Source organism: Acinetobacter sp. YH12070, from assembly GCF_013419625.1.
Taxonomy (GTDB): Bacteria; Pseudomonadota; Gammaproteobacteria; order Pseudomonadales; family Moraxellaceae; genus Acinetobacter; species Acinetobacter amyesii.
Genome location: NZ_VOZT01000001.1, coordinates 1 through 26,126, shown reverse-complemented (window position 1 = coordinate 26,126; position 26,126 = coordinate 1). Strand labels below are relative to the sequence as shown.

Sequence of the window (26,126 nt, the reverse complement as noted above, 5' to 3'; positions counted from 1 at the left end):
AGGGAGATTCAATGGAGCTAATTAGTCACCATTTTTCAGTTCAATGTTGATACCTAAAGAACGGATCTCTTTGGTCAATACGTTGAACGATTCAGGCATACCTGGGTCCATGTAATGGTTACCATCTACAATGTTCTTATAGATACGGGTACGACCTTCAACGTCATCCGACTTCACAGTAAGCATTTCTTGAAGTGTGTATGCTGCACCGTAAGCTTCGAGTGCCCATACTTCCATCTCACCGAAACGCTGACCACCGAATTGTGCTTTACCACCAAGCGGCTGTTGAGTTACTAGAGAGTAAGAACCAGTAGAACGCGCATGCATCTTGTCGTCTACCAAGTGGTTCAGTTTCAACATGTACATGTAACCTACAGTTACAGGACGGTCAAAACGTTCACCTGTACGACCATCATACAATACTGTTTGACCAGTACGTGAAATGCCACCAAGTTCTAACAATTCTTTGATTTGTGATTCTTCAGCACCATCAAATACTGGTGTTGCTAAAGGAACACCTTTACGCAAGTTACCTGAAAGCACCAAGATTTCTTCATCAGTCAAGCTATCAAGATCTTCTTGTTCGCCACCAACTTTGTTATAAATCTTGTCTAAGAAATCACGAAGCTCAAGTACAGTACGCTGCTCTTTCATCATCTTGTCGATTTGATCGCCAAGACCTTTAGCCGCCATACCCAAGTGAGTTTCAAGAATCTGACCCACGTTCATACGTGATGGCACACCCAGTGGGTTAAGTACAACATCAACTGGAACACCGTTTGCATCGTGTGGCATGTCTTCTACAGGTAAGATGTTAGATACAACACCTTTGTTACCGTGACGACCCGCCATTTTATCACCCGGTTGGATGCGACGTTTTACAGCCAAGTAAACTTTAACAACTTTCAATACGCCAGTTGTCAGTTCATCGCCTGTAGAAAGTTTGCGTTTTTTCTCTGCAAATTTCTCGTCAATTTCAAGGCTCTTCTCTTTCAAGAACACTTGAATTTGAGTTAAACGTTCAGCAATCGCTTCGTCGACTGGTTGGATTTCAATAAGATCAACCAACTCAAGACCAGACAATAACTCTTCAGTTAATTTGTCACCGCGTTTAGTTGTACCGCCACCGTTAGATTCTTGACCTTTCAATAGACGAACAATACGTTCACGAGCCGCTTCTTCGAAGATTTTGTATTCTTCTTTCAAGTCTTTACGGTAAGCATCAAGTTGTGCTTTCTCAATTGCTTGAGCACGTTCGTCTTTTTCAAGACCGTCACGTGTAAATACTTGAACGTCAATTACAGTACCTTTCACAGATGAAGATACACGTAATGAAGAGTCTTTTACGTCAGCCGCTTTTTCACCGAAGATTGCGCGAAGCAATTTTTCTTCCGGAGTTAACTGAGTTTCACCTTTAGGCGTTACTTTACCTACAAGAATGTCACCAGCAGTTACTTCAGCACCGATATAAACGATACCTGATTCATCCAATTTAGAAAGTGCAGCTTCACCCACGTTCGGGATATCCGCTGTAATTTCTTCAGCACCCAATTTGGTATCACGTGCAACACATGAAAGCTCTTGGATGTGGATAGACGTTAAACGATCTTCTTGAAGTACACGCTCTGATAGTAAGATCGAGTCTTCGTAGTTGTAACCGTTCCAAGTCATGAACGCTACACGCATGTTTTGACCCAATGCCAATTCACCGCCATCTGTTGATGGACCATCAGCAAGAACGTCACCACGTGCAACTTTATCACCTAAACGTACAACAACGTTTTGGTTGATACATGTATTTTGGTTCGAACGTGTGTATTTGATCAGGTTGTAGATATCTACACCTGCTTCGCCTGCCACCATCTCTTCTTCGTTTACACGAATAACGACACGAGAAGCATCAACGAATTCAATACGACCACCACGTTTCGCAAGTACACACACACCCGAGTCATGCGCTACGTTTGCTTCCATACCTGTACCAACAAGCGGTTTGTCAGCACGTAATGTAGGAACAGCCTGACGCTGCATGTTTGAACCCATCAATGCACGGTTGGCATCATCGTGTTCAAGGAACGGAATAAGTGATGCCGCTACAGATACAACCTGCTGAGCAGATACATCCATATGCGTTACTTTTTCTGGTGGAATACGTACGAATTCACCTTGGTGACGTACAGATACGAATTCTTCAGTTAAGTTACCGTCTTTATCGATACCAGAATCGGCCTGTGCAATCACAGTACCTACTTCTTCAATCGCAGAAAGGTATTCAACGTCATCCGTTACACGACCATCAACAACTTTACGGTATGGAGTTTCCAAGAAACCGAAGTTATTACATTTCGCATAAACAGAAAGTGAGTTGATCAAACCAATGTTTGGACCTTCAGGAGTCTCGATTGGACATACACGACCGTAGTGAGTTTGATGTACGTCACGTACTTCGAAGCCCGCACGTTCACGAGTCAAACCACCTGGGCCCAATGCTGATACACGACGTTTGTGTGTAATTTCAGACAACGGGTTGTTTTGGTCCATGAACTGAGACAACTGGCTTGAACCAAAGAATTCTTTGATTGCAGCAGCAACTGGTTTCGCATTGATTAAATCTTGCGGAGACAAGTTATCAGTTTCAGCTTGAGATAAACGTTCTTTAACAGCACGTTCAACACGAACTAGACCAACACGGAATTGGTTTTCTGTCATTTCACCAACAGAACGAACACGACGGTTACCCAAGTGATCGATATCGTCGACTTCACCTTTACCGTTACGGATTTCAACTAATGTTTTCAATACATCAGTGATGTCTTCGTTCGAAAGAATGCCTTCAACTTCACGAGACTTCTGATCCGTACCCACTTCGTAAGGACGACCCAAACGACGGTTGAACTTCATACGACCTACTGGTGATAAGTCATAACGTTCAGAAGAGAAGAATAAATTGTTGAATAAGTTTTCAGCAGCTTCTTTTGTTGGTGGCTCACCCGGACGCATCACTTTGTAGATTTCTACAAGTGCTTCTTCACGACCAGTTGTAGTATCTGCACGTAAAGAGTCCGCAATGAATGGGCCACGGTCGATGTCATTGGTATAAAGTACGTTGAATTGTTTAACGCCGCCTTCAGCCAATTTCACCATAATTTCATGGCTTAGTACTGTATTTGCAGCAATTACTTCGCCATCACGTAATGTTACATCTTCAGCAACAATACGTTCATATAGGTATTCATCAGGAACAGAAAGTTTTTCAAGACCTGCTGCTTCCATTTGACGAACATGGCGCGCGTTAATACGTTTACCTTGTTCAACAATTGTCTTACCGTCTGTACCCACGATATCAAACTGTGCCATTTCGCCACGTAGACGTTCTGGAACCAAGTCAATTTGATAGCTACCCATATCAAGATATACAGGTACTTTTTCGTAGAACATGTCTAGGATTTGTTCGTTGTTATAACCCAAGGCACGAAGCACAACAGTCGCAAGTAATTTACGACGACGGTCAATACGAACATATACAAGATCTTTTGCATCGAATTCAAAGTCTAACCATGAACCACGGTAAGGAATGATACGAGCAGAATAAAGAACTTTACCACTAGAGTGAGTTTTGCCTTTATCGTGATCAAAGAATACACCTGGTGAACGGTGTAATTGAGATACGATTACACGCTCAGTACCATTGATCACAAAGGTACCGTTGTCTGTCATAAGTGGCATTTCACCCATGTAGACTTCTTGCTCACGCACATCTTTGATTGTTTTAGTTTCGCGATCTTTAATGATCAGACGAATTTTTACACGCATTGGCGCCGCATAAGTTGAGCCACGAAGAATACATTCGCGCACATCAAATTCAGGCTTACCAAGACTATACTCAACAAATTCTAAAGCAGCATTGCCAGAATAACTTTCAATAGGAAAAACTGAACGAAATGCGGCTTGGAGACCGATATCTTCGCGGTTTTTTGGAGTTTTGCCGTCTTGAAGGAAAGTTCGGTACGAGTCGACTTGAATCGCGAGCAAGTACGGAACATCCATTACCTTGGGCAATTTACCAAAATTCTTACGGATCCGTTTCTTTTCGGTATATGAGTATGCCATCTGGAGTCCTCGGAAAGTAAACTAAGTCCGCCTGCAGAACGAACTTAGAAGGAATTACGCAGGCCGATATGGCCACCACTTTCACAAATGCTGCAATTTTTAGTGGTATTAAAACGCTTAACAATATTTTTTACTGAAAAATATTGGTAAGCGTTTGGTTTTATAAATTATTTTTAATTTGTATGATTTTTATATCATGCAAACAAAAATCGAGCCGATTATTGTAACGCAAAAAGGCTGATGACCCAAGGGCCACCAGCCATTTTTTGGAGCCGATTATAAAAAAATCGACTCCCCTTAAGATTACTTAAGTGTAACTGTAGCACCAGCTTCTTCAAGTTTTTTCTTAAGTTCTTCGCCTTCTTCTTTAGAAACGCCTTCTTTAAGAACTGAAGGAGCGCTTTCAACAAGATCTTTAGCTTCTTTAAGACCAAGGCCAGTAGCTTCACGAACTGCTTTAATTACAGCAACTTTGTTAGCACCGAAAGAAGTCAACTCAACGTTGAATTCTGATTGTTCTTCAGCAGCAGCACCAGCAGCGCCAGGAGCAGCAGCAACTGCTACAGCAGCAGCAGATACGTTGAATTTTTCTTCGAAAGCAGAAATAAGTTCAACAAGTTCAAGAACAGTTTTTTCAGCAACTGCGTTTAAGATTTCTTCGTTTGTTAAAGCCATGAGAGTAACTCCAAATGGGTATTGAATGGTGTGTAAATTGATTTAAGCTTAAGCAGCTTCTGACTCGTTTTTCTCTTTGAGCGCAGTAATAAGGCGACCCAATTTCGAAATAGGAGCTTGAAGAACGTTTGCAAGCATAGTAAGCGCTTTCTCTTGGTTTGGAAGGTTCGCGATAACGCTAACTTCAGCACCTTGATAAACTTTACCGTCAAATGCAGCAGCTTTAAGTTCAAATGCTTTATTAGTTTTAGCAAATTCTTCGAACAAACGAGCAGCTGCGCCCATGTCGTCTTCAGAAGTTGAGAAAGCTAAGATTGTTGGGCCAACAAGGTTGTCGCTCAAGATATTGAATTGAGTATCTTGAAGAGCACGTTTAGCCAAAGTGTTACGAACTACACGAGTAGCAACACCTAGTTTACGAGCTTCAACACGTAGAGCAGTTAATTGCTCAACAGTTAAACCTTGATAGTCAGCAACAACAGCAGCATACGCAGTAGAAGCAACTTCAGTTACTTCAGCTACGATCTGTTTTTTGCCTTCGATAAGAAGAGCCATTGTAAAACCTCCTAACGGTGATTTATGCACCTATACAGATGCACTCCCAATTCGTTAGCTCATCACTGAACCAACACGCGGAGGAGGAACAAATCACACCACCGCGTCTACTCAGGCTAGGCTATTAAGAAGAAAGCATAAAACTCCCCTCGCCTGAGGTCTTTGACGCTGATAAATCTAAATTTATCAATTCAAAGTTTGCCTGAATCACGCAATATACGACGGAACGTTTCTTGCGTAATATTTAAAGTGGTGCTTCAAATATTACTCAGGGCTTTAAAATTCTGTAATAAGTCGAAACTTATTTAGAAACGTTTGCCACATCAACAACAAGACCAGGACCCATAGTAGAGCTTAGAGTGATCTTTTGGATGTAAACACCTTTAGAAGTAGCAGGTTTTGCTTTCTTAAGGTCTGCTACAAGAGCTTCAACGTTTGAACGAACAGCTTCAGCAGTGAAACCTACTTGACCGATCGCAGCGTGGATGATACCTGCTTTGTCTACACGGTAACGTGCTTGACCAGCCTTCGCATTTTTAACAGCAGAAGCTACGTCAGGAGTTACAGTACCCACTTTAGGGTTTGGCATTAAGCCACGTGGACCAAGAATCGTACCTAACTTACCAACAACGCGCATTGCATCCGGAGCTGCAATTACTACGTCAAAGTCAAGGTTACCCGCTTGGATGCTTTCAGCAAGATCATCAAAACCAACAACGTCCGCGCCTTCAGCTTTAGCAGCTTCAGCAGCAGCGCCTTGAGCAAACACAGCTACACGTACAGTTTTACCAGTACCTGCAGGAAGTGTAGTCGCGCCACGAACAACTTGGTCAGATTTACGAGGATCAACACCTAGGTTTACAGCAACATCCAAAGATTCTTTGAATTTTACTGCTGGAAGGCCGTTAAGAACTGCAACTGCTTCTTCCAAAGTGTAAACTTTGTTAGCTTCAACAGCAGCAATAATGGCTTTTTGACGTTTAGTTAATTTAGCCATGTCTTATAGCTCCACTTCCAAGCCCATAGAACGCGCAGAACCAGCAATGGTACGTACACGTGCGTCTAAATCAGCACCAGTAAGATCTGGTTCTTTAGTAGTCGCAATTTCTTCTAATTGAGCGCGAGTCAACTTACCAACTTTAGTTTTGTTAGGTACAGCTGAACCCTTTTGGATGCCCGCAGCTTTCTTAAGAAGAATCGCAGCAGGAGGAGTTTTCATGATGAATGTGAACGACTTGTCGTTGTACACAGTGATCACTACTGGAATTGGAAGACCAGCTTCAACTTTTTGTGTCGCAGCATTGAATTCTTTACAGAATGCCATGATGTTAACACCACGTTGACCTAGTGCAGGACCAATCGGTGGAGATGGATTTGCTTTACCAGCTGGAACTTGCAGCTTGATATAGCCGTCAATCTTCTTAGCCATTTCAATTACCTCTGGGTACTAACGCCGCTAGGCTCCCCATACATATAAGTAACGATACCGTTACAACAACAATGCCCGACTCATAACAAATCGGGCGTTTATCAACCAAGTTAAATTAAACCGATTTTTCGACTTGGCGAAATTCCAGCTCAACCTGAGTTGGTCGATTAAATACATTAATCGTCAACGTTAAACGTGACTTATCGTATAGAACTTCTTCCACCACGCCTTTAAAATCGGTAAATGGACCGTCAATTACGAGTAATTCTTCACCTGGTTCAAACATCGTCTTAGGACGAGGTGCTTCGCCAGTATTGCGTACACGTGCAAGAATCGCATCAGCTTCTTTTTGCGTAATTGGTGCAGGCTTTTCTGCAGTACCACCGATGAAACCTAATACTTTTGGACATTCTTTAACAATATGCCAAGTTTCATCATTCATTTCCATCTCGACTAACACATAGCCGGGAAAGAATTTACGCTCAGATTTACGTTTCTTACCATCCTTCATTTCCACTACTTCTTCAGTAGGGACAAGGACTTCACCAAAGCTATCGGCTACAGCGCTACGCTGGATTCGATCATTAAGTGAGCGTAACACTTGTTTTTCATAACCAGAATAGGCATGAATAATGTACCAACGTTTCATAGCTCTCTTACCCGATAATAAACTTCATTAACCAGCTCAAAGCATAGTCAAAGCACCATAATAAAATAGATGCCACTAAGACTACCGCAAGTACCTGCCAAGATGTGGTCATGGTCTCTTGCTTGGTTGGCCAAGTCACTCGACGTAACTCAATTCGAGCATCTTTCAACAATCGAACAAAGCCTTTGCCTTGATGGGTGGCGTATAATAAACCTAAAGCCACGATGATACAAGCCAAAATTACCCCAACACGGACCCAAACATCATTCGCTGGTGCCCAGTATGCTGGCAAATGTTGATTCACCATCATAGAACTACCGAGTAAAATCAACGCGATAACCCACAGAACATAGTCTAAAGGGGAACCAGAATTAACAACTTCAGCAGGATTATTTCTTTGAGGAATTGGCGCGTCGCTTAATGCGTCACGCGATTTATCATTCGACATTTTTGTACTCGTCGTAGGATTCGCGACTTATTATATGACCAGTTGAGCCAGCATCAAGCTTCTTTTTAAAAAAATTTGGCAGGCCAGGAGGGACTCGAACCCCCAACATTCGGTTTTGGAGACCGACGCTCTACCAATTGAACTACTGACCTGCAGAGCAAATCGAGAGTCGAAACTCTCGATCTGTACAAAGATAACTGTATTATATTATGCAGTTACTTTAGAAACAACACCCGCACCAACTGTACGACCACCTTCACGGATCGCAAAGCGTAAGCCAGCGTCCATTGCGATTGGGTGGATTAATTCTACTGACATTTCTACGTTGTCACCAGGCATAACCATTTCAACGCCTTCTTTAAGCGAGATCGCACCAGTTACGTCAGTTGTACGGAAGTAGAACTGTGGACGGTAACCGTTAAGGAATGGAGTATGACGACCACCTTCGTCTTTAGAAAGTACGTATACTTCTGCGTCGAATTTAGTATGCGGTTTGATTGTACCTGGTTTAGCAAGTACTTGACCACGTTGAACGTCTTCACGTTTAGTACCACGTAGAAGAACACCACAGTTCTCGCCCGCACGACCTTCGTCAAGAAGTTTACGGAACATTTCTACGCCAGTTACAGTTGTTTTAACTGTATCTTTAATACCAACGATTTCAACTTCTTCGCCTACTTTCACGATACCAGTTTCAACACGGCCAGTTACTACTGTACCACGACCTGAAATTGAGAATACATCTTCGATTGGCATAAGGAATGCAAGGTCGATAGCACGTTCTGGCTCTGGAATGTAAGAGTCAAGAGCTTCAACAAGAGCAACTACAGCGTCTTCGCCGTATTGACCAGCTTCACCGTTAAGCGCCGCAAGAGCAGAACCACGGATTACTGGAGTGTCGTCGCCTGGGAAGTCATAAGTAGAAAGAAGTTCACGAACTTCCATTTCTACTAATTCAAGAAGTTCTTCATCATCCACAAGGTCGCATTTGTTTAAGAATACAACGATGTAAGGTACACCTACCTGACGAGAAAGAAGGATGTGTTCACGAGTTTGTGGCATTGGACCATCAGTCGCAGCACATACAAGGATCGCACCATCCATTTGCGCAGCACCAGTAATCATGTTTTTAACATAATCGGCGTGACCTGGGCAGTCTACGTGAGCGTAGTGACGGATTGGAGAATCGTATTCTACGTGTGAAGTATTAATTGTAATACCACGTGCTTTTTCTTCTGGTGCAGAGTCGATTGCAGCGTAATCTTTCGCTTCACCGCCGAATTTTTTTGCACATACAGTTGCAATTGCAGCTGTTAAAGTCGTTTTACCATGGTCAACGTGACCGATTGTGCCCACGTTAACGTGTGGCTTATTACGTTCAAACTTAGCCTTAGCCATGCTTTTCTTCCTCGTTTACGTCGAACACAATTCTGAGTAAAACCCAGCTCCGACATATCGCCTAAAAAAATAAACACCCAATACTTGAAAAGCAGACTAAAAAGCCTGCTTCTGGAATCTTGTGCAACATTTAAAGTTGCTAAACTGTAAAATCTGGAGCTCTTATCGAGATTTGAACTCGAGACCTCTCCCTTACCAAGGGAGTGCTCTACCACTGAGCTATAAGAGCAAATATAAGCACTTCAATAGATATGGAGCGGGAGACGAGGGTCGAACTCGCGACATGTAGCTTGGAAGGCTACCGCTCTACCAACTGAGCTACTCCCGCACGATGTTGGTACAAACCACTTATTGAAGTCTTAAAATTGGTGGTGAGGGAAGGATTCGAACCTTCGAAACTTTCGTAGCGGAGTTACAGTCCGCCCCCTTTGACCGCTCGGGAACCTCACCATTTTACACTTACTTCAGTGTCGTTCTTTCTACTCACTCTCAAACTTTCTAAGATGGTGCCGGCACACGGATTCGAACTGTGGACCTACTGATTACAAGTCAGTTGCTCTACCAACTGAGCTATGCCGGCGTTTCTTAGTGTTTCGTACGTTTCGTATCGGAACGGTGTGCAGTTTAGCAAATCTTGAAATCCTTGCAAGTGTTTTTTCTAAAAAAAACGTGAAAAACTCATAAAATCAATCCATTTGATGATAATTCAACCGCTTTGATCACTGCGCGAGCTTTTATTTGGGTTTCATTCCACTCTGATTCAGGATTTGAGTCATAAACTACCCCTGCTCCAGCTTGAACATAGACCTTATTTTCTCGAATTACACAGGTACGAATCGCAATCGACATGTCCATTTCCCCATGCCAGCCTAAATAACCAACAGCACCACCAAAAATTCCACGTTTTACTGGTTCAACTTCGTCAATAATTTCCATAGCGCGGATTTTTGGTGCGCCTGAAAGCGTACCCGCAGGGAATGTTGCCTTAAAAACATCCAAAGCATCGACATCATCACGTACTTCACCTTGTACATTTGACACAATGTGCATGACATGCGAATAACGTTCGATCACCATTTGATCAGTCACGTGAACTTTACCGATTTTAGAAACACGTCCAACATCATTTCGACCCAAATCGATCAACATCAAATGCTCTGCAATTTCTTTTTCATCAGATAGCAAATCTTTTTCAAGTGCTAAATCTTCTTCTTTGGTTTTACCCCGTGGTCGCGTGCCCGCCAAAGGACGAACTGTTGCTACACCATTTTCTAGGCGGGACAAAATTTCAGGTGATGAACCGACGATATGAAAGGGAATGTCATTCTCAAGTGTTTGCCCTTGCACCAAGAACAAATATGGAGATGGATTGAGGTGACGTAGTGCACGATAGACCTGCAAAGGCTCACCATCAAAATCGGATACCATACGATGGCCCGGCACAACCTGCATCACATCACCGGCTTTAATGTACTCTTTTACTTTTGCAATAGAGTCAATAAAGTTGTCATGTCCAGTGATGGATTCAAACTGTGGTGCAGTATGCTTATTTGCTTTGAGTGCAATTGGGGTTGCCAAAAGTTCTTCTAGCTCATCCAATTGTTGCTGCGCTTGGGTATAGGCCTCAGCATCATTTACATCGGCATGTACAATTAAGAATAAAGTATCTTTGAGGTTATCAAAGACAATGACGGTTTTAGATAGCATCATCCAAATATCTGGAATCCCGACTGGGTCAGCTTCTGGCACATTATTGAGCTTCGGTTCGATATAACGCACAGCGTCATAACCAAAGTATCCAACCAATCCACCGGTAAAGCTCGGTAACGCAGGCAAATCTTGCTGTGTAGGGACTTTATATTGTGCTTGGAAGTCACGGATGTATTGAAATGGGTCTGCACATTGTTGTTTTTCAATCGAACCATCAACATGTTGAACGGTCAACTGCCCTTCATTACACGAAAATACGGTGGACTCACCCAAACCAATAATGGAGTAACGTGCCCAGTTTTCGCCACCCTCTACAGATTCAAATAAATAGGCTTGTTTATGTTGTTTTAATCGCGCAAAGACAGACAGCGGAGTTTCTGTATCTGCCAAGCGCTGACGATAGACTGGAATCAAGTTATATCCAGCAGATTTCAGTTGTTCAAATTGAGTTTGTGTAGTCATCTCGGTTTCTCTATATTTCGCGTGGTCAATTTCAGTTAATTTCTTCTCATGCTGATTGAGTGACGCCATCGAAAACCTACACACTTGCTCATTTTCACTTCCTTAACCCTAATTATTTCAACCCAATAATTCTTTTAAGTTATCGACCACATGCTGCGGCTGACAATCTCGAATATTTTCACCATGATTATAGCCATAGCTGACCACAATACAATCAATACCAGCACGACGTGCTGCCTCTACATCATTGACAGAATCACCCACCATCAAAATTTGCTGTTTTGGTAAGGCATAATGTTCCGCACAATACTCTAGCTGCTTGGGATGTGGTTTCCGCTCTTCAAAACGATCTCCGCCTATCACATCATCAAAGTAATCATGCATACCCAGTGCTTGCACAATACTGCGTGCCGGTTGCTCTGGTTTATTGGTTACACAAATCAGAATTTTCTGCTCTGCTTTTGCCCAATCCAAGAACGATAGAATGCCGTCAAAGGGCTGCGTCAAGACACAAGGATCGGCATTGTAAATCTTTAGAAAAGTTTCCAGTAAAAGATGATGCTGTGCGGCATCCACCTTTCCGGTCAAGTATTCAAGTACGCTATGACAAAATAATGAAGTCCCTTTCCCAATCCAGTTTCGCACCTGCTCTTCTGTGACCAAAGGTAATTGCAACGCATTTAGACTCATATTCATCGCACGATGTAAGTCAGATGCTGAATCGACTAGCGTTCCATCCAGATCAAATAAAATCATTTGGCGTTCTGCTAAACGAACTTCAAACATAATATCCCTCTATTTTTTTGTAAATTTTCCCCATAAAAAAGGCATGCCCATGCATGCCTTTTGAGGAATGTCTCGGTTTATTTAAACAACACCCATGCAATAATTGCAAGAATGATTAAAACAATGACTGAGATTAAGCCTACAGAGGCATTTTTTTGCGCTTCACGCTCTTGCTCTACACATGTCGCTGGAATTTCTACATCACATGCTTCATTTTTCGGAGCAGCAGTAATGTCAATTCCCTCAGGGATTGGCGCAGGTTTAGGCACACCCACATTGGTCGGCATACCATCACGAGTCAATTGAACTGAACCATCACGCTCTTTCAACTCTGGCATCCCTTGATCATTCATTTGTTGTGCTGCAGTTTTAACGATAGGCTCTTGTGTCTCAGTTTCAGACGTTTTAACAACAGGTTCTTGTGCCGCAGTTTCAGAAACCGCAACAGCTTCAGACGGCTGCTGAACAGGTGTAATTTCTTCTGTTTGCAACGCTTCAACGCTTTGTTCAATATCCGCTGGGATCTGAACAGCTTTAGCTGGAGCCAATAAACTAAACTTCACACTGGCAAACTGTACAATATCACCTTCTTTTAAAAGTGATTCACCAGTCAAACGGACATCATTAATAAACGTCCCATTGGATGAATTGAGATCTTGCAACCAGAGTGCCTGATCTTTCAGTACAAAGGCAGCATGTTTACGCGATACATCAGATTCTTGTAAAACAATATCTGCTTGTTGATGACGACCCACCAACATATCTCGCTCAATACTAATTTCTTGTCCTGTTAAATCACCAGAAATTGCTTGAATTTTCCAAGTCATGAAGTTAATTCTCTATTGCTCGTTTTTTTCATCATAGCATGCAGTGGTTTCAAAGCTAAACCACCCTACTGTCTAACCTAAGGAGTTTCCGCCACTTTGCCATTCGGTACGGTTATGGTTTGGCGCTTCACTGCAGGTTCAATGGCGACTGGCGTGGAGACCACTGCCGCTGGCTGTGTGGTTTGTGGTGCTGTAGGTACCGTCTTATACACAGGGGCTGGTGCTGTACCTTTTGAAACAGGTATGCGCTGCTGATACACATCGTCCACATTTTCAGGTAATTTCGCAAAATTACCGTCATTATCCAGTGCCAGTTGCAGACTATAGAGCTGACTGTAACGTTGCTGAGACATTTTCTTCACATCAGCAGAATTTCCAACAATGGTCGGATGAATAAAGATCAGCAAATTGCGTTTACTGTTGGATTTTCCTTCCGAGCTAAAAAGTTTGCCCAGTACAGGAATAGCCCCGAGCCCCGGAACGGATTGACGCCCATGCAATGTATTGTCCGAGATCAAACCACCCAACACAATCGTTTGACCATGCTCTGCCAAGATCGAGGTTTTAATCGCACGTTTAGTCGTAACTAAGTCCGACGCTTGACCTTTATTGTCTTTTACATCAGAAACTTCTTGCTCGACCTCTAAACGCACCGAGCCGCCATCACCAATATGCGGCACAACTTTCAAAGTAACACCGACATCTTTACGCTCAATCGATGTATACGGATTGGCTGTACCACCATTGGTGGTGACCGAACCTGTCACAAATGGAACGTTTTCACCCACCACAATATAGGCTTCTTCGTTGTCCATCGTCACTATCGACGGTGTAGATAATAAATTGGATTTGGTCTTTTCTTTTAAGGCCTGAATCATCGCACCATAGAGTTTGCGCGAACCATCACTGCCTTCACGATAATCACCAAGAACTAAAGAAGTACCCGCACTCACCGCGCTACCCGCACCCGCAGCACCACCAGTTAAATAACCTGCGGCAATATTTTTTAAACTAGAACCAAAGTTATCAAAGTTAATTAAGCCGATACCACTACTGATATCTCCCAACGCCCATTGCACACCGAGCTGATCGGTATCCGTGCCTTCAACTTCAATAATCGCCGCTTCGATCAGCACTTGCTGACGACGAATATCGAGCTGCTGAATCGCAGATTCAATTTCACGCATGAGCTGCGGATCTGCTTTCACAATCAGTGCATTTTGTGTGGCATCAGCAATAATACTCACGCCATTGGCATTAAAGCTTGAGATACCGTTTTGCGTATTATTGGAAGAGTTATTACTGTTGAGGTTAATACCTGAACTGGTGTTATTTTGTGAACTGAATGACTGTGAATTCGAACTGTTACTATCATTCATTAAACTGTTCATCGTGCTGCTATTTGAGCTATTCGATGAATTTGTACTCGAAACGGCCTGCCCTGTGACCAAGCCTTGTAAGATTTCTGACAAGTTTTTGGCACTTGCATACTTTAGACGAAAAACTTTCAATCCACCCAATCGATCTGCAGCAGGCACATCTAAGGTCTCAATAATCTTACGAATACGCTTACGTGTCGCTGTATCACCTTTAATGATAATACGATTGGTTCGATTGTCCGCAATAATACGAATTCGTGAACCTTTCGGGTCTTTTGATGCGCCGGTCGAACTCATCGACTCTAACAGCCCAATCATTTCTTCGGCCTGACTCGATTGCAGCGTCACGGCTTCGATATCATTTTGACCCGTTCCATCTAAATTACGAATAATCGTTTCGAGCTGGTAAATATTACTAGCACGGTCTGAGACGATCAGCGCATTGGTCCCCGCCACTGCTGACAAATGTGCAAATTGCGGCATCAGTGGACGTAGGGCTGGAATTAAGTCGTTGGCATTGGTGTTATCAAGCCAAATTACTCGGGTGACAATTTGGTCTCCAGACGCACGGTGGCGCGCATCATAAGGAATGCCCGAGCTTTTTACATTACTGTCTGGAACCAGTTTAATGGTGTTGCCCGATGGAATCGCCACCACGCCATTGACATTCAATACACCGAGAAACAGGTCATAGACTTCATTTTTATTTAAAGGCTTATTGGAAATAACCGTTACATTTCCTCGTACCCGTGGGTCAACTGCAAAATTTTTCCCCGTGATATCTGCGACTTCATTAATGAATGCCGTAAGATCTGCATCACGTAAATTGATTTTCCATGTTTGTGCATAACTTGCTGTGCTGACCATAGCAACCAAGGGCACCATGGCATAGGCAGCTAAAGTTGAACGGTTATTATTAAATAAAGCCATATACGCCTGTGTTTCCTAACCCTATAAAGTGATGAAACATCACTAAAAATCCTGTTGTATGGTCATCACTTGATCACCACGTTTGACTTCAAGTTTCACCTGCCCTTCACGGCGGGCTTGTTCTAATAATTGCGCCTCAGATTGTCCTGCACCGACTGCCTGCCCATTTAAAGACATAATGCGGTCACCCGGTTGCAAACCCAATTTATTTCTCAAGGCAGCAGGTGTTCGATTTGAAATCTCAAACCCACCATTACCTGATGGATTCACCCCCATTTCCTGCAGATATTGCTCACGATTTTCTGTCATGCGTTGTACGGCCTGACCAATCGCGGACTGCGTCGTGCCTTGCCCTGAATTTGCAGGATTAGCTGCATTTTGCATGCTGTTATTTTGCAAAGATCCGCCTGATGTTGCATTGGCTGTAGGGACAATCGGTTGATCTAATCCGTTTTCAATACCTTGGAACGCTAATTCACGCCGTGCACCATTACCCTGCGTTAAAATCACCTTATCCCAATAAACTTCAGCCAGTTGATATGATGAACCTTGAATGGTTTCTCCAACCAAGTAGCGATCTGAACTCTCATTGACCTTAATCACTGCCGACGAGTAGCGACTTGGCTGTCCAACCACCACACCTTGTAACACCATATTTAACTGCGCGTCAGCTGCTGAACTGCGGTTTTCCTGAAACAAGGCAAAAGAGCTAATATTAGGAACTTGCGTTTGCTGTGAACCCAATTCAACTCGGTCTAACTGCATGGCTTGTGGCGGTGCAATCAATAACCAAAATAAAGCGGCTAACTTCCAGCACAGGTACAAAATTATTAAAGCCAAGACCACAGGTGCAAGTCGATCTGTTTGCTTCCAATTGATCTCGCGGATTTTTTCGAAATAGTCAGCCATCAGTTCACCCCACTCAATAGAGGTTGACGCGAACTAATCACATACGTATCTAATCCTGCCTTACCTTCATAGGAAGCAACATTCATCAAAAAGCGCTGGGTTAATTGCACATCCAACATGAGGTCTGGCTCAAGTGATAAATTCATCATCTTTTGTTCGCGTTGATCTCGAACATCAATCGACAATTTGCCATTATCATCTTTTAATTGAGCTAACATGGCAGGCACATTCATTGACTCTTGACGCTGTGCAAAGCTAAAGGATAAATCCCCACCTGCCCACTGCATCTCGCCTAATGACTGACTAAATCCCTGTTGTGGCTTATATTTAAACTGCACATCTTTTAATTGAATGGCATTCGTTGGCCATTGCCAATCGGCAAAACTTTTTAAAGTTTCAGGGGCAATTTGACCCTCTAAGTTTTTGATGCTGATACTTTTGCCAAAACCATACCCCATAACACCTTGCAGTTTGGTATTGCCACTATGAATTTCAACATTTGCACCCAAGCGTAATAAAATCAAGTCCCACGGGCGTGTGTTCCAGTTTAACGAGCCTTTCAAATTTCCTCGTGTCCAATCTGCTTGCCCATGCCAAATATTGCCACTGACGTTATGTAGCATTTGGTTATTTTTATAAAACTTTGTAATGAGCCACGCTGCTGGCACTTGCAGCATAACGAAAATTAAAAAACTGATCGCAGCAAAAATGAGCCACCGAATATTATTAGTTTTATTGATCATCCCACCACAACCGATCCATCAATTTTTTTCCATCATTTAAACATTTTTCTTTATAGACACATTATGCATACTTTTTCTGCATAGCCAATTCAAAGAGATAAAAAAACCAGGCATTTGCCTGGTTTAATTATCCTGAACTCAGGATATGACGATTTCATGAATTGTTCTTAAATTAAGAAGTCTTCTAGTTTCGCGCCTTTTTCTAACTCAGCCACTAACCAACGTGGTTGTTTACCACGACCAGTCCACGTGTCATCTGCATTGGTTTTGCTACGGTAACGTGGCTCAACCGCTTTACGCGTTGATTTTTTACGTTTGCTTAAACCAAATTCAAGAATTTGTTCAACGCTTAAATCTAAATTTTCTGCAATTTCAACAATACGGTTATACGCATCTTCAATCGCTTGATCTTTTTTAGATGCAATCAGTGCTTCAGCTTCTACTTGAAGCTTCTTTAACTCTTCAACTGATAAATTACTAATATCAGGCATAATCTTTAACTCCGAAATTTCATTTTAATAATGCTTATGAAAACTCGCTCATAATATTATAATAAAATTTTTATTCAATAAATAATTTTCATTTTACTACAATATTTTAACACGACTCCTTAAAATATATAAAGTTAAATTGTATTTAAATATTATTTCCCACTGAATTTTCTAAGGCTTTTATTTTGGTTTTAATATTTTCTGGAATAGAGGTTTTTTGCAGGGTCATTTTATCCACGCACACAATAACCGCATCGCCTGTTGCAACGATTTTTTGTTGCTGTTCACTCCATAATATATAACTCATACGAAATGCACTATTTCTTAATTCTTCAACGCGCGTTGCCACTTTTAAAATATCAGGATAAACCACGGGGCTTAAATATTTACATTGGCTTGAAGCCACAACCGTAATCACAGACTGATTAAATATATCCAACTGATCTAAATAACCAATCCGCGCACTTTCCATATAACGATAATAATGCACGTTATTTACATGACCAAAAGCATCCATATCCCCCCAAGCGACGTGTTGAGTATGAACCAATGAATATTGAGCTAAATCTTCTTGCATATAATGTCCTTATATTCGAATTTCCATAAAATTGGCATTATTTTCAAATATTAAATTTAATTGTTTGATCAAGTCATCCTGCTGATTTAAGGCTGACTTGATGCGTAAATAACTCATTAATACATCATTTGGATATAATTCTAACAATGCATCTGCTTCAGCTTGACGTGCTGTCGCTTGGTAAATATTCCATTTTGCAAAACTAAAAACAGGCAGCGCAGGATACTTTTCTTCCCAACGTTGAATCTGCTGTTCTACAGCCACATAGTCAGGGTTTTGCTTCAGCATTTTTTGCTGGAACCACAAAAAGAACACTTCTTTGTTAAATTGCTGTTCCAGTAAATGAATAGCCAATTGCTCATGTTCCTGACTCATCTCTGGCACACGAGATAAGACTTTTAACCAAAGCACTTTGACCACATATTTACGCTCTGTGATTTGATTTTGCAAATCCAAATAACGCTGCTTTAGGTGCTGTAAGTCATCGACATCTGCTTGATCAAATGCAGATAATAGTTGCTCCAACCAAGCTTGTTTTGTCAGCTCATCTAAGTGCCCATAACGTGTCGAACGCAAATACAACCAAGGAAACTGCAACGCAAACATGCCCCATAGCGTGGTTAAACGCTGCTCATAGGCCGTGCTGACTTTTTGCAACCATGGCGATAATTCATGTTGATTCAAAAATTCGAGATGCGTTAAAGCCTTTTCACCCTGTTGTTGAGACAAATAAATTTCAATCCGTTGCAATTCTGCAAGCTCAAAAGCCATTGGGTTGGTCTGAGTTAATGCATTTAATGCTGTTTCATATTGTTGCTGAATCCAATATAAACGCGCATCGATCACCCCTTTTAATAATCCAGACTCAGTAAAAGCTTGCTGAATAAAGTTTTTTTGATCTTGCGCAGCATTTAAAAGCCAAATGACAGCCAATTGCTCATAGGGATGTAGTTTATTAAAACTAAAGACTGTTTCAGATTTACGCTGTTCTCGACTTAAATAGCGTTTAACCGCATACCAAAGCATTTGCACGAACAAACTCAGTAGTGCCAGCAATAATGCTAAAAACCAAATATTAGATTGAACTTGCCATTCACGCCAGTATAAATAGACATAGCCTGCACCATGTCCAAAACTCAGCAAACTAATAATGGCAACAACCAATAAGCTAATAAATAAATAGGCCAATAAAATATGTTTCATAGTCGATTATCCTATGAGTGCCTGAGTATTTAATAGCGGTACAGAAATAACCGGAATGTCCTTTAATTGTTCTAGACGTTGGCGTATCGGTTTTAATGAAGCATCTGGCAATTGCTGCATAATTTGCATAATTTCAGTGATTTCTTGTTGAAATTGAGGATATTGTCCTTGATTTAAAACTTGCTGAGCCAAAATTAAACGTAACTGCATTTCTTTTAATACCAAGCTACGCTGCATTAATACGGGACTCGGTTGCTCGACCGATTCGACTTGAATCCATTTTTGCCAAAAAGAAAGACCCTTTTGCTGCTCTTTAGAACTATAGGGCTTTAATATTTCTTTTTCTAACAATTGATCGATCGATTGCAGGGTATTTTTCACTTTATCAGATTGCAACTGACGCTCTGTCACATATTGCTTTAAGGTCTCACGATCTTTTTGAATCACCTGATGCAAACTCATGCGAAGTGCAGGTGCCAAGCTCAACTGATCTAATTGTTGGTCTAATTGGTTTAATTTTTCCAAAGCGACAGCAAATTGTTGTTGCTGCATGGCAAATTCAACCAAATCAAGTTGCTGGCCCACAACCATCATTGGCTCAATGCTATGGGTTGCCTCAGCAGCAATCGAAGTATTCGATGTCGTTGCAGCCGCCATCTCGGTCGTTGTGCCGCTCAACTGACGTTTCAAAGCCACGACCTGATCATTCAAACCTGCATTGCGCTGTTGCAATAAAGTTTGCTGTTGCATCAGTTCGGTTTGTTGAGCATTGACTTGAAATAGGTCAAAACTGAGTTTAGCCAACCAAAGTACGGCGACAATGACCACAACGACAAACAACTTCTTCATGTATTTCCCTGCACGACTTGCACATGCTGCAATATGTGTGTCGCGTTTAAATCTTCGAGTTGAATAATTTTAAAATCTTTGTTCAGTGTTATACGACTTTGCTCAAGTAGCTCGAACAACCTTACACCTAAAACTAAAAAATGTGCATGGCGCAGTACTGATAAATGCGACTGAATCAGGTCAAGCCAATTGAGCCAACTGGCCTCACTGGTGATCAACATACAATACGGAGATGACAACTGATGTTCAGAAATGAGTGTTTTTACTTTTTGAGTGGTCTCTTCCGGTAGATGGCGTTCGTATAGCACAAAATTAAGAATCTGAATGCCACGTGCTAGCAACTGCTGCATCATAAATTGACGACCACCTTCACCGCGCCAAAATGCAACGCAAGCCCCGGCCTCCAATTGTTCTAAATGGCTTAAAGTGAGCATTCCCTCCGAGGTTTCCACCTGCGGTACGACACTGTGAATGCCATAATCAGCCAGTTTTGCTGCGGTTGCGTCACCAACTGCAACCCATTGAATATGTTCGAGCTGCTCAAGTGAAATGCCTGCCTTACGCAAACCTTGCATACCAAAGGTGACCGCAGAGGGGCTCACCACAACCAATACATCCGCAGCACTCAACTGGGCATAGCACACTGCCAATGCTTCTGACCATGCCCGCGGCTTAAGCTCAAGTAATGGAAGCTCAGCCACAGCAACACCCGCAGAGCGCAGCGTCAAGCTAAGCTGCGCTGCACGATCTGTCGGACGTGTATTGATAAAAAGCATGTATTAATACAGTGCCTTTAAAATTTCACCGGCACCTTGGGCTAACAAGTCTTGGGCCAATTTGACACCGAGCTGTTCAGCCTGTTCGGGAAGACCTACTTGCTGTGCTTTCAACAAGGTTTGACCGTCAACACTACCGACTCGACCTTCCAAATGAATCTGACCATTTTCTAAGGTTGCATAACCTGCAATCGGTACTTGGCAGCCACCTTCTAGATATGCATTAAAAGCACGTTCTGCACGTACACAAGAATTGGTCTCTGCATGCATTAAGGGCAAAATTAAATCCAATACAGCTTGATCTTGGCTACGACATTCTAGGCCCAATGCACCTTGTCCAACTGCAGGTAAACTCACAACAGGCTCAAGAGTATGACGAATACGCTCTGCTAAGCCCAAACGCTTCAGCCCTGCACTCGCCAAAATAATCGCATCATAGTTACCCGCATCGAGTTTAGATAAACGCGTACCCACATTGCCACGCAGATCAATAATTTCAAGGTCTGGACGTTGTTTTAAAATTTGGCATTTGCGGCGCAAGCTCGACGTCCCCACCTTCGCACCCTGGGGTAAATCATCAAAACTGTTATAAGTATTTGAAACGAAAGCATCTAATGGGTCTTCACGCTCACAAATCACGGCCAAGCTTAAACCTTCAGGCAAAGCCATTGGCACATCTTTCATCGAATGAACTGCCAAGTCTGCACGACCATCCAACAACGCCGCTTCTAATTCTTTTACAAATAATCCTTTTCCCCCAATTTTGGCTAAAGGGGTATCTAGAATCTTGTCACCTTGGGTCACAAAGGTCACCAACTCAACTTTCAAATTTGCATGAAGTGCTTCTAAGCGTGCACGAATATGTTCCGCCTGCCAAAGTGCAAGCGGGCTTTGTCGAGTTGCGATCTTAAGGATATTCATAAATTTTAAAATACAGTCTATAGGGCTATTATTCTAAACTTAACTTGCTCAGTTGAAAATGCAAGCTTAATTCGCAATGTGCTTTGACCCTTGCCCTATAATTTTTGTATTCGCTCACGCAAATTCGGTAAATGTCGACGGCTGACCGCCAAACGTTCTTCTAAATCTCGACAACGCACCTGATATTGCCCCGAGCTTACGACTTCCAAACCATCTAAAAAGCTCACAGACACCAAGGCATTGCGATGAATGCGTATAAAACGATCACCAAATTCATGCTCTAAATCTTTCAGCGTTTCATCAATGAGTACGCTGCCATTTTTGTGCCGAACAGTGACATATTTCTGATCTGCAAGAAAATAGTAAATATTTTCCACAGGTACCAACTCTACACCACGATAGGTCTTTGCCGCGATTTGATGGCGGCTGATTTTAATTTCGTCCATATTTTCTTTTTGTTTTATCGTGCTCAATTGAGCTTGGGTTAATTTAGTTAAATGATCTAAAACCTGCTGCAATTCCTGTTGCATAACCGGTTTTAGTAAATATCCCTCTGCATTCGACTTAAATGCATCAAGTGCATGATGATCATATGCAGTGCAAAAAATAATAGCGGGCATGGGGTCTAATTCACGCAACAATTTCGCGCAAGTCAACCCATCCATTTCAGGCATTTGAATATCTAGTAAGATGACATCAGGCTCGAGGCTTTGAGCCAAGTCAATCGCTTGTTGACCATGTGAGGCTTTCGCAACCACTTGATGTCCAAGTTGAGTGACTAAACGTGACAATCGCTCTACTGCTAGAGGCTCATCATCACAGATCAGGATGTCCATTTCTCCTCCTTATCTCGTTAACGTCATTTATTTTTATTGGTCAACTGAGATTTCTATTTATATTGATATTGCACCACAGTCGTATACATTCCCTCGCCTGCGTAGGTTTGAAAAGTGACATGCTGACCATAATATGCCTCAAGTCTCTGTTTCACGTTTTCGATGGCAATACCATTCCCCTGACGTAATTTAATTGTATCCTGTGTATAAGGATTTGTAATAACGATATTAATTTGATTTTGTAATATTTCAATCAATATATTTATCGTACTCTTTGTCAAAATCTTTTTAACTCCATGAAAAATACTATTTTCTAATAAAGGTTGTAAAGTTAATAGTGGAATTTGTACTTGAGCGTATTGTTCAGTACCTTCTAGTTTCCACTCCACCTTAAGCCGATCACCTAAACGCATTTGTTCAATGGCCAAATAACGCTGACACAGATCGATCTCATCTTTGAGACTTACCAACTTCAATTCTTGAAAACTTGCACGGAACAATCGAGATAAATTCAGTAGCATTTGCTCCGCTTTATCTGGGTCAATCGCAATCAAGCTAATCACATTGTTTAAGCTATTAAATAAAAAATGTGGATGAATCCGAGCTTGCATAGCCTGAATGCGTGAGTTTAATTCACTATGATGTTGTCGACCCCACTGTTCTCTTAAATATAAATATCGAAAACAAAATGCCCCAAGTAATACCCCATAGCTCAGATTTAAAACCACACCAGCAGTTAAAACGTCCACACTCAAGCCAGTTAAACTGAAATTTCCACCAAAATAGATCAAGACATTTAAAATTAAGGTGGTGAACAACACCAAAGCTTGCAATAAAACAAACCCGCTAAACATGAGCATTTTCATGCTTAAACCACGCGTCTTACTCTGCAAAAGCTCTGAAAATGCAGCAAATGCCAATAAAATCCAGTTAATAAACAACATATGCTGCATGACACTGGAAAAACTTAAAGCATGCCACGATTGAGCTTGGGCCAAGGCCAAGACCAACGCCACGATATTGCCCGCAAGAAACAGCTCCCACAGATAGTGCCAGCGGCCCATTTTTCCTGAAAATACAGAAATTGTCATAGACCTAAACCCTGTCTAAAAGTTTGATCAACTTGCCCTTCGGCAACTGGGTTCGAATTTGCTATACTCTTGCTCAGTTCTATGCTTTTTATCTTATTGAGCCGACATGACCACATCTTCTAATTCCTCAAATCCGTCACAAGCCCAAACTTCAGGCATGTGGGGCGGTCGTTTTTCCGAAGCTACTGACACTTTTGTTGCTGAATTTACAGCATCTGTACAGTTTGACCAACGCTTTTATAAACAAGATATTGCAGGTTCAATTGCACATGCAACCATGCTTGCAAAAGTCGGCGTTCTGACTGAACAAGAGCGTGACGATATTATTAATGGCTTAAACACCATTAAAGCAGAAATTGAAGCGGGTAACTTCGAATGGCGCATTGACCTAGAAGATGTGCACATGAATATTGAGTCACGCTTGACTCAACGTATCGGTATTACAGGTAAAAAACTACACACCGGTCGTAGTCGTAATGACCAAGTTGCAACCGATATCCGTCTGTATGTTCGCGACGAAATCGATGCGATTTTAGAATTATTGAAAAAATTACAAAAAGGCATCCTAGGCTTAGCGGCGAAAAATACCAATACCATCATGCCGGGCTTCACGCATTTACAAACTGCACAGCCAGTGACTTTTGGCCACCATTTAATGGCGTGGTTTGAAATGTTGGTACGTGACTCAGAGCGTTTAATCGACTGCCGTAAACGTACCAACCGTATGCCTTTAGGTTCTGCTGCACTTGCAGGAACAACCTACCCAATTGACCGTGCATTCACTGCCGAATTACTAGGTTTTGAAGCTGTCGCTGAAAACTCTTTAGACGCCGTATCTGACCGTGATTTTGGTATTGAATTCAATGCTGCAGCATCACTCATCATGATGCATTTATCACGTATGTCAGAAGAAATGATTCTTTGGACATCGGCACAATTCAAATTTGTGAACATTCCTGACCGTTTTTGCACCGGCTCTTCAATCATGCCGCAAAAGAAAAACCCAGACGTTCCTGAGTTGATTCGTGGTAAAACTGGCCGTGTATATGGTGACTTGATGAGCCTATTGACCCTAATGAAAGGTCAACCTTTGGCATACAACAAAGACAACCAGGAAGATAAAGAACCACTATTCGATGCAATTGATACTGTTCGTGGCTCACTCATGGCATTTGCCGACATGATCCCTGCACTAGTGCCAAACATTGACATCATGCGTGAAGCAGCGCTGCGTGGCTTCTCAACTGCAACTGACCTTGCCGACTACCTCGTTAAAAATGGCGTAGCATTCCGTGATGCGCATGAAATTGTGGGTAAAGCGGTTGCCCTCGGTGTTCAAGAAGGCAAAGACCTTTCAGAATTAACCCTTGAGCAACTTCAACAATTCTCTGACTTGATTCAAGCCGATGTCTTCGAAAAAGCATTAACACTTGAAGCATCTGTCAATGCACGTAACCACATTGGTGGTACTGCACCTGCTCAAGTTGAAGCAGCAATTGAACGCGCACACGCACGTTTAGAAAAACTTTACGCATAACTTTTTCAAGTTAAATGGAGTATTGATATGTCTCGACAAGTTTTTTGCCGTAAATATCAGGCTGAAATGGAAGGTTTAGACTTTGCACCATTCCCTGGTGCGAAGGGACAAGAATTGTTTGATACGGTATCTAAACAAGCTTGGCAAGAATGGCTAAAACACCAAACTACGTTGATCAATGAAAAACGTTTAAACGTGTTTGAAGCTGACGCGAAAAAGTTCCTTGAAGAGCAGCGTGAAAAATTCTTCAGCAATGATGAATCTTTAGAAAAAGCCGAAGGCCTAAAGCCTGAGTAATTTTTAGAGCGCTGCTCTAAAAATTACGCAAGACAAGCGAAGCGCGTAGTTTCAAATGTCATGAAGGAGTCCAAAGGGGCTCTTTTTTTTATACTCCGCCACGCCGCAAGACAAGCAGCTATGCTGCGCGTGGGCTTTAATTGAAAAGAATCTCCAAGTTTGGGGATTCTTTTTTACTACTCTACAAATGATGCAAGACAAGCGAAGCGCGTAGCTTCAAATCTCAAAAAGGAGTCTAAAAAGGCTCCTTTTTTTTGTGCTTAGGAGCACTGCTTTTTTTCGTAAGACAAAGATGACGTCTGTGTAAGCTTTCATTGAGAAATGATCTTTATCATTGCTGAAAAATCTTTTATCCATTGATCAATTTTATTTAAACTTAAATAGATGAATCTATTATTTAAATAATGTTAAGGCTCTAGACTAGCAGATTTGCACTTAGTTTTACCTAATGAGGTCCCACAACTCTGTTGCTAGCTCATTAGGCTCCCTCATCCAACGCCATTCTGTTTCTTTAAGATGATAATCAAAATACTCTTTT

The 26,126-nt window shown here is 42.0% G+C and carries 23 protein-coding genes, 5 tRNA genes and 2 pseudogenes; 2 read left to right on the top strand and 28 right to left on the bottom strand.

Features of this window, described 5'->3' with window-relative positions:
* Positions 1-21 precede the first annotated feature (21 nt).
* From rpoB to FTU17_RS00020, 27 genes and pseudogenes are all read right to left on the bottom strand, one after another.
* Positions 22-4,110, bottom strand: a complete 4,089-nt coding sequence (gene rpoB, locus FTU17_RS00150; protein WP_180063747.1) for a DNA-directed RNA polymerase subunit beta — start codon at positions 4,108-4,110, stop codon at positions 22-24.
* A 303-nt stretch (positions 4,111-4,413) separates the two neighbouring features.
* Positions 4,414-4,785 carry a 50S ribosomal protein L7/L12 gene (gene rplL / locus FTU17_RS00145; RefSeq protein ID WP_078189828.1) on the bottom strand — a complete coding sequence of 124 codons (372 nt, stop codon included), beginning with the start codon at positions 4,783-4,785 and terminating at the stop codon, positions 4,414-4,416.
* 48 nt (positions 4,786-4,833) lie between these two features.
* Positions 4,834-5,340 (bottom strand): 50S ribosomal protein L10, encoded by a 507-nt coding sequence (rplJ, locus tag FTU17_RS00140; RefSeq protein WP_111885844.1) that lies wholly within the window; start codon positions 5,338-5,340, stop codon positions 4,834-4,836.
* Positions 5,341-5,641: 301 nt separating this feature from the next.
* Positions 5,642-6,337: a 50S ribosomal protein L1 gene (rplA, locus tag FTU17_RS00135; protein ID WP_180134459.1), complete on the bottom strand. Its 696-nt coding sequence runs from the start codon at positions 6,335-6,337 to the stop codon at positions 5,642-5,644.
* Between the two features lie 3 nt (positions 6,338-6,340).
* Positions 6,341-6,769 carry a 50S ribosomal protein L11 gene (gene rplK / locus FTU17_RS00130; protein ID WP_004868049.1) on the bottom strand — a complete coding sequence of 143 codons (429 nt, stop codon included), beginning with the start codon at positions 6,767-6,769 and terminating at the stop codon, positions 6,341-6,343.
* A 115-nt stretch (positions 6,770-6,884) separates the two neighbouring features.
* Positions 6,885-7,418: a transcription termination/antitermination protein NusG gene (gene nusG / locus FTU17_RS00125; RefSeq protein ID WP_078189831.1), complete on the bottom strand. Its 534-nt coding sequence runs from the start codon at positions 7,416-7,418 to the stop codon at positions 6,885-6,887.
* A 7-nt stretch (positions 7,419-7,425) separates the two neighbouring features.
* Positions 7,426-7,866 (bottom strand): preprotein translocase subunit SecE, encoded by a 441-nt coding sequence (gene secE / locus FTU17_RS00120; RefSeq protein WP_078189832.1) that lies wholly within the window; start codon positions 7,864-7,866, stop codon positions 7,426-7,428.
* Positions 7,867-7,942: 76 nt separating this feature from the next.
* A tRNA-Trp gene (locus FTU17_RS00115) sits at positions 7,943-8,018 on the bottom strand.
* Positions 8,019-8,073: 55 nt separating this feature from the next.
* Complete coding sequence (tuf, locus tag FTU17_RS00110; protein ID WP_180134458.1) at positions 8,074-9,264, bottom strand: elongation factor Tu; 1,191 nt, start codon at positions 9,262-9,264, stop codon at positions 8,074-8,076.
* 154 nt (positions 9,265-9,418) lie between these two features.
* Positions 9,419-9,493 (bottom strand) — tRNA-Thr (locus FTU17_RS00105).
* A gap of 23 nt (positions 9,494-9,516) precedes the next feature.
* Positions 9,517-9,592 (bottom strand) — tRNA-Gly (locus FTU17_RS00100).
* Positions 9,593-9,630: 38 nt separating this feature from the next.
* Positions 9,631-9,714 (bottom strand) — tRNA-Tyr (locus tag FTU17_RS00095).
* A 54-nt stretch (positions 9,715-9,768) separates the two neighbouring features.
* Positions 9,769-9,844, bottom strand: a tRNA-Thr gene (locus tag FTU17_RS00090).
* A gap of 98 nt (positions 9,845-9,942) precedes the next feature.
* Positions 9,943-11,436 (bottom strand): anthranilate synthase component I, encoded by a 1,494-nt coding sequence (trpE, locus tag FTU17_RS00085; protein WP_168379029.1) that lies wholly within the window; start codon positions 11,434-11,436, stop codon positions 9,943-9,945.
* Positions 11,437-11,553: 117 nt separating this feature from the next.
* Positions 11,554-12,222 carry a phosphoglycolate phosphatase gene (locus FTU17_RS00080; RefSeq protein ID WP_180002846.1) on the bottom strand — a complete coding sequence of 223 codons (669 nt, stop codon included), beginning with the start codon at positions 12,220-12,222 and terminating at the stop codon, positions 11,554-11,556.
* Between the two features lie 77 nt (positions 12,223-12,299).
* Positions 12,300-13,049, bottom strand: a complete 750-nt coding sequence (locus FTU17_RS00075) for an FHA domain-containing protein (protein WP_180012116.1) — start codon at positions 13,047-13,049, stop codon at positions 12,300-12,302.
* Positions 13,050-13,126: 77 nt separating this feature from the next.
* Positions 13,127-15,358, bottom strand: coding sequence for a type II secretion system secretin GspD (gspD, locus tag FTU17_RS00070; protein WP_180050750.1), 2,232 nt, complete (start codon positions 15,356-15,358; stop codon positions 13,127-13,129).
* Between the two features lie 42 nt (positions 15,359-15,400).
* Positions 15,401-16,267 (bottom strand): type II secretion system protein N, encoded by an 867-nt coding sequence (locus FTU17_RS00065; protein WP_180012118.1) that lies wholly within the window; start codon positions 16,265-16,267, stop codon positions 15,401-15,403.
* Positions 16,267-17,010 (bottom strand): type II secretion system protein N, encoded by a 744-nt coding sequence (gspN, locus tag FTU17_RS00060; protein ID WP_180012120.1) that lies wholly within the window; start codon positions 17,008-17,010, stop codon positions 16,267-16,269. Before gspN ends, FTU17_RS00065 begins: the two co-directional genes overlap by 1 nt.
* A 167-nt stretch (positions 17,011-17,177) precedes the next feature.
* Positions 17,178-17,504, bottom strand: a complete 327-nt coding sequence (locus tag FTU17_RS00055; protein WP_180007248.1) for an H-NS family nucleoid-associated regulatory protein — start codon at positions 17,502-17,504, stop codon at positions 17,178-17,180.
* Between the two features lie 142 nt (positions 17,505-17,646).
* The gene (locus FTU17_RS00050) at positions 17,647-18,078 is read right to left on the bottom strand and encodes a thioesterase family protein (protein ID WP_180012122.1); all 432 of its coding nucleotides are present in this window, start codon (positions 18,076-18,078) and stop codon (positions 17,647-17,649) included.
* Between the two features lie 9 nt (positions 18,079-18,087).
* The gene (locus tag FTU17_RS00045; RefSeq protein ID WP_180105495.1) at positions 18,088-19,281 is read right to left on the bottom strand and encodes a heme biosynthesis protein HemY; all 1,194 of its coding nucleotides are present in this window, start codon (positions 19,279-19,281) and stop codon (positions 18,088-18,090) included.
* Positions 19,282-19,287: 6 nt separating this feature from the next.
* Entirely contained in the window at positions 19,288-20,130 is an 843-nt protein-coding gene (locus FTU17_RS00040; protein WP_180134457.1) for a hypothetical protein, read from the bottom strand.
* The gene (locus tag FTU17_RS00035) at positions 20,127-20,906 is read right to left on the bottom strand and encodes a uroporphyrinogen-III synthase (RefSeq protein WP_180041304.1); all 780 of its coding nucleotides are present in this window, start codon (positions 20,904-20,906) and stop codon (positions 20,127-20,129) included. Before FTU17_RS00035 ends, FTU17_RS00040 begins: the two co-directional genes overlap by 4 nt.
* A gap of 3 nt (positions 20,907-20,909) precedes the next feature.
* Positions 20,910-21,827: a hydroxymethylbilane synthase gene (hemC, locus tag FTU17_RS00030; RefSeq protein ID WP_218950642.1), complete on the bottom strand. Its 918-nt coding sequence runs from the start codon at positions 21,825-21,827 to the stop codon at positions 20,910-20,912.
* A gap of 95 nt (positions 21,828-21,922) precedes the next feature.
* A complete protein-coding gene (locus tag FTU17_RS00025; protein ID WP_078190465.1) occupies positions 21,923-22,663 on the bottom strand; it encodes a LytTR family DNA-binding domain-containing protein in 741 nt (246 codons plus the stop codon).
* 53 nt (positions 22,664-22,716) lie between these two features.
* Positions 22,717-23,870: pseudogene (locus FTU17_RS00020) on the bottom strand (sensor histidine kinase).
* Between FTU17_RS00020 and argH the strand changes: the two are divergent.
* Together argH and FTU17_RS00010 are read left to right on the top strand one after the other, a co-directional pair.
* Positions 23,861-25,291, top strand: a complete 1,431-nt coding sequence (gene argH / locus FTU17_RS00015; protein WP_180002826.1) for an argininosuccinate lyase — start codon at positions 23,861-23,863, stop codon at positions 25,289-25,291. The pseudogene FTU17_RS00020 and the gene argH overlap by 10 nt on opposite strands.
* A gap of 27 nt (positions 25,292-25,318) precedes the next feature.
* Positions 25,319-25,588, top strand: a complete 270-nt coding sequence (locus FTU17_RS00010) for an oxidative damage protection protein (protein WP_078190466.1) — start codon at positions 25,319-25,321, stop codon at positions 25,586-25,588.
* Positions 25,589-26,029: 441 nt separating this feature from the next.
* Here FTU17_RS00010 and FTU17_RS00005 read toward each other — a convergent pair.
* Positions 26,030-26,126, bottom strand: a pseudogene (locus FTU17_RS00005) (IS1595 family transposase); the annotation flags it as partial.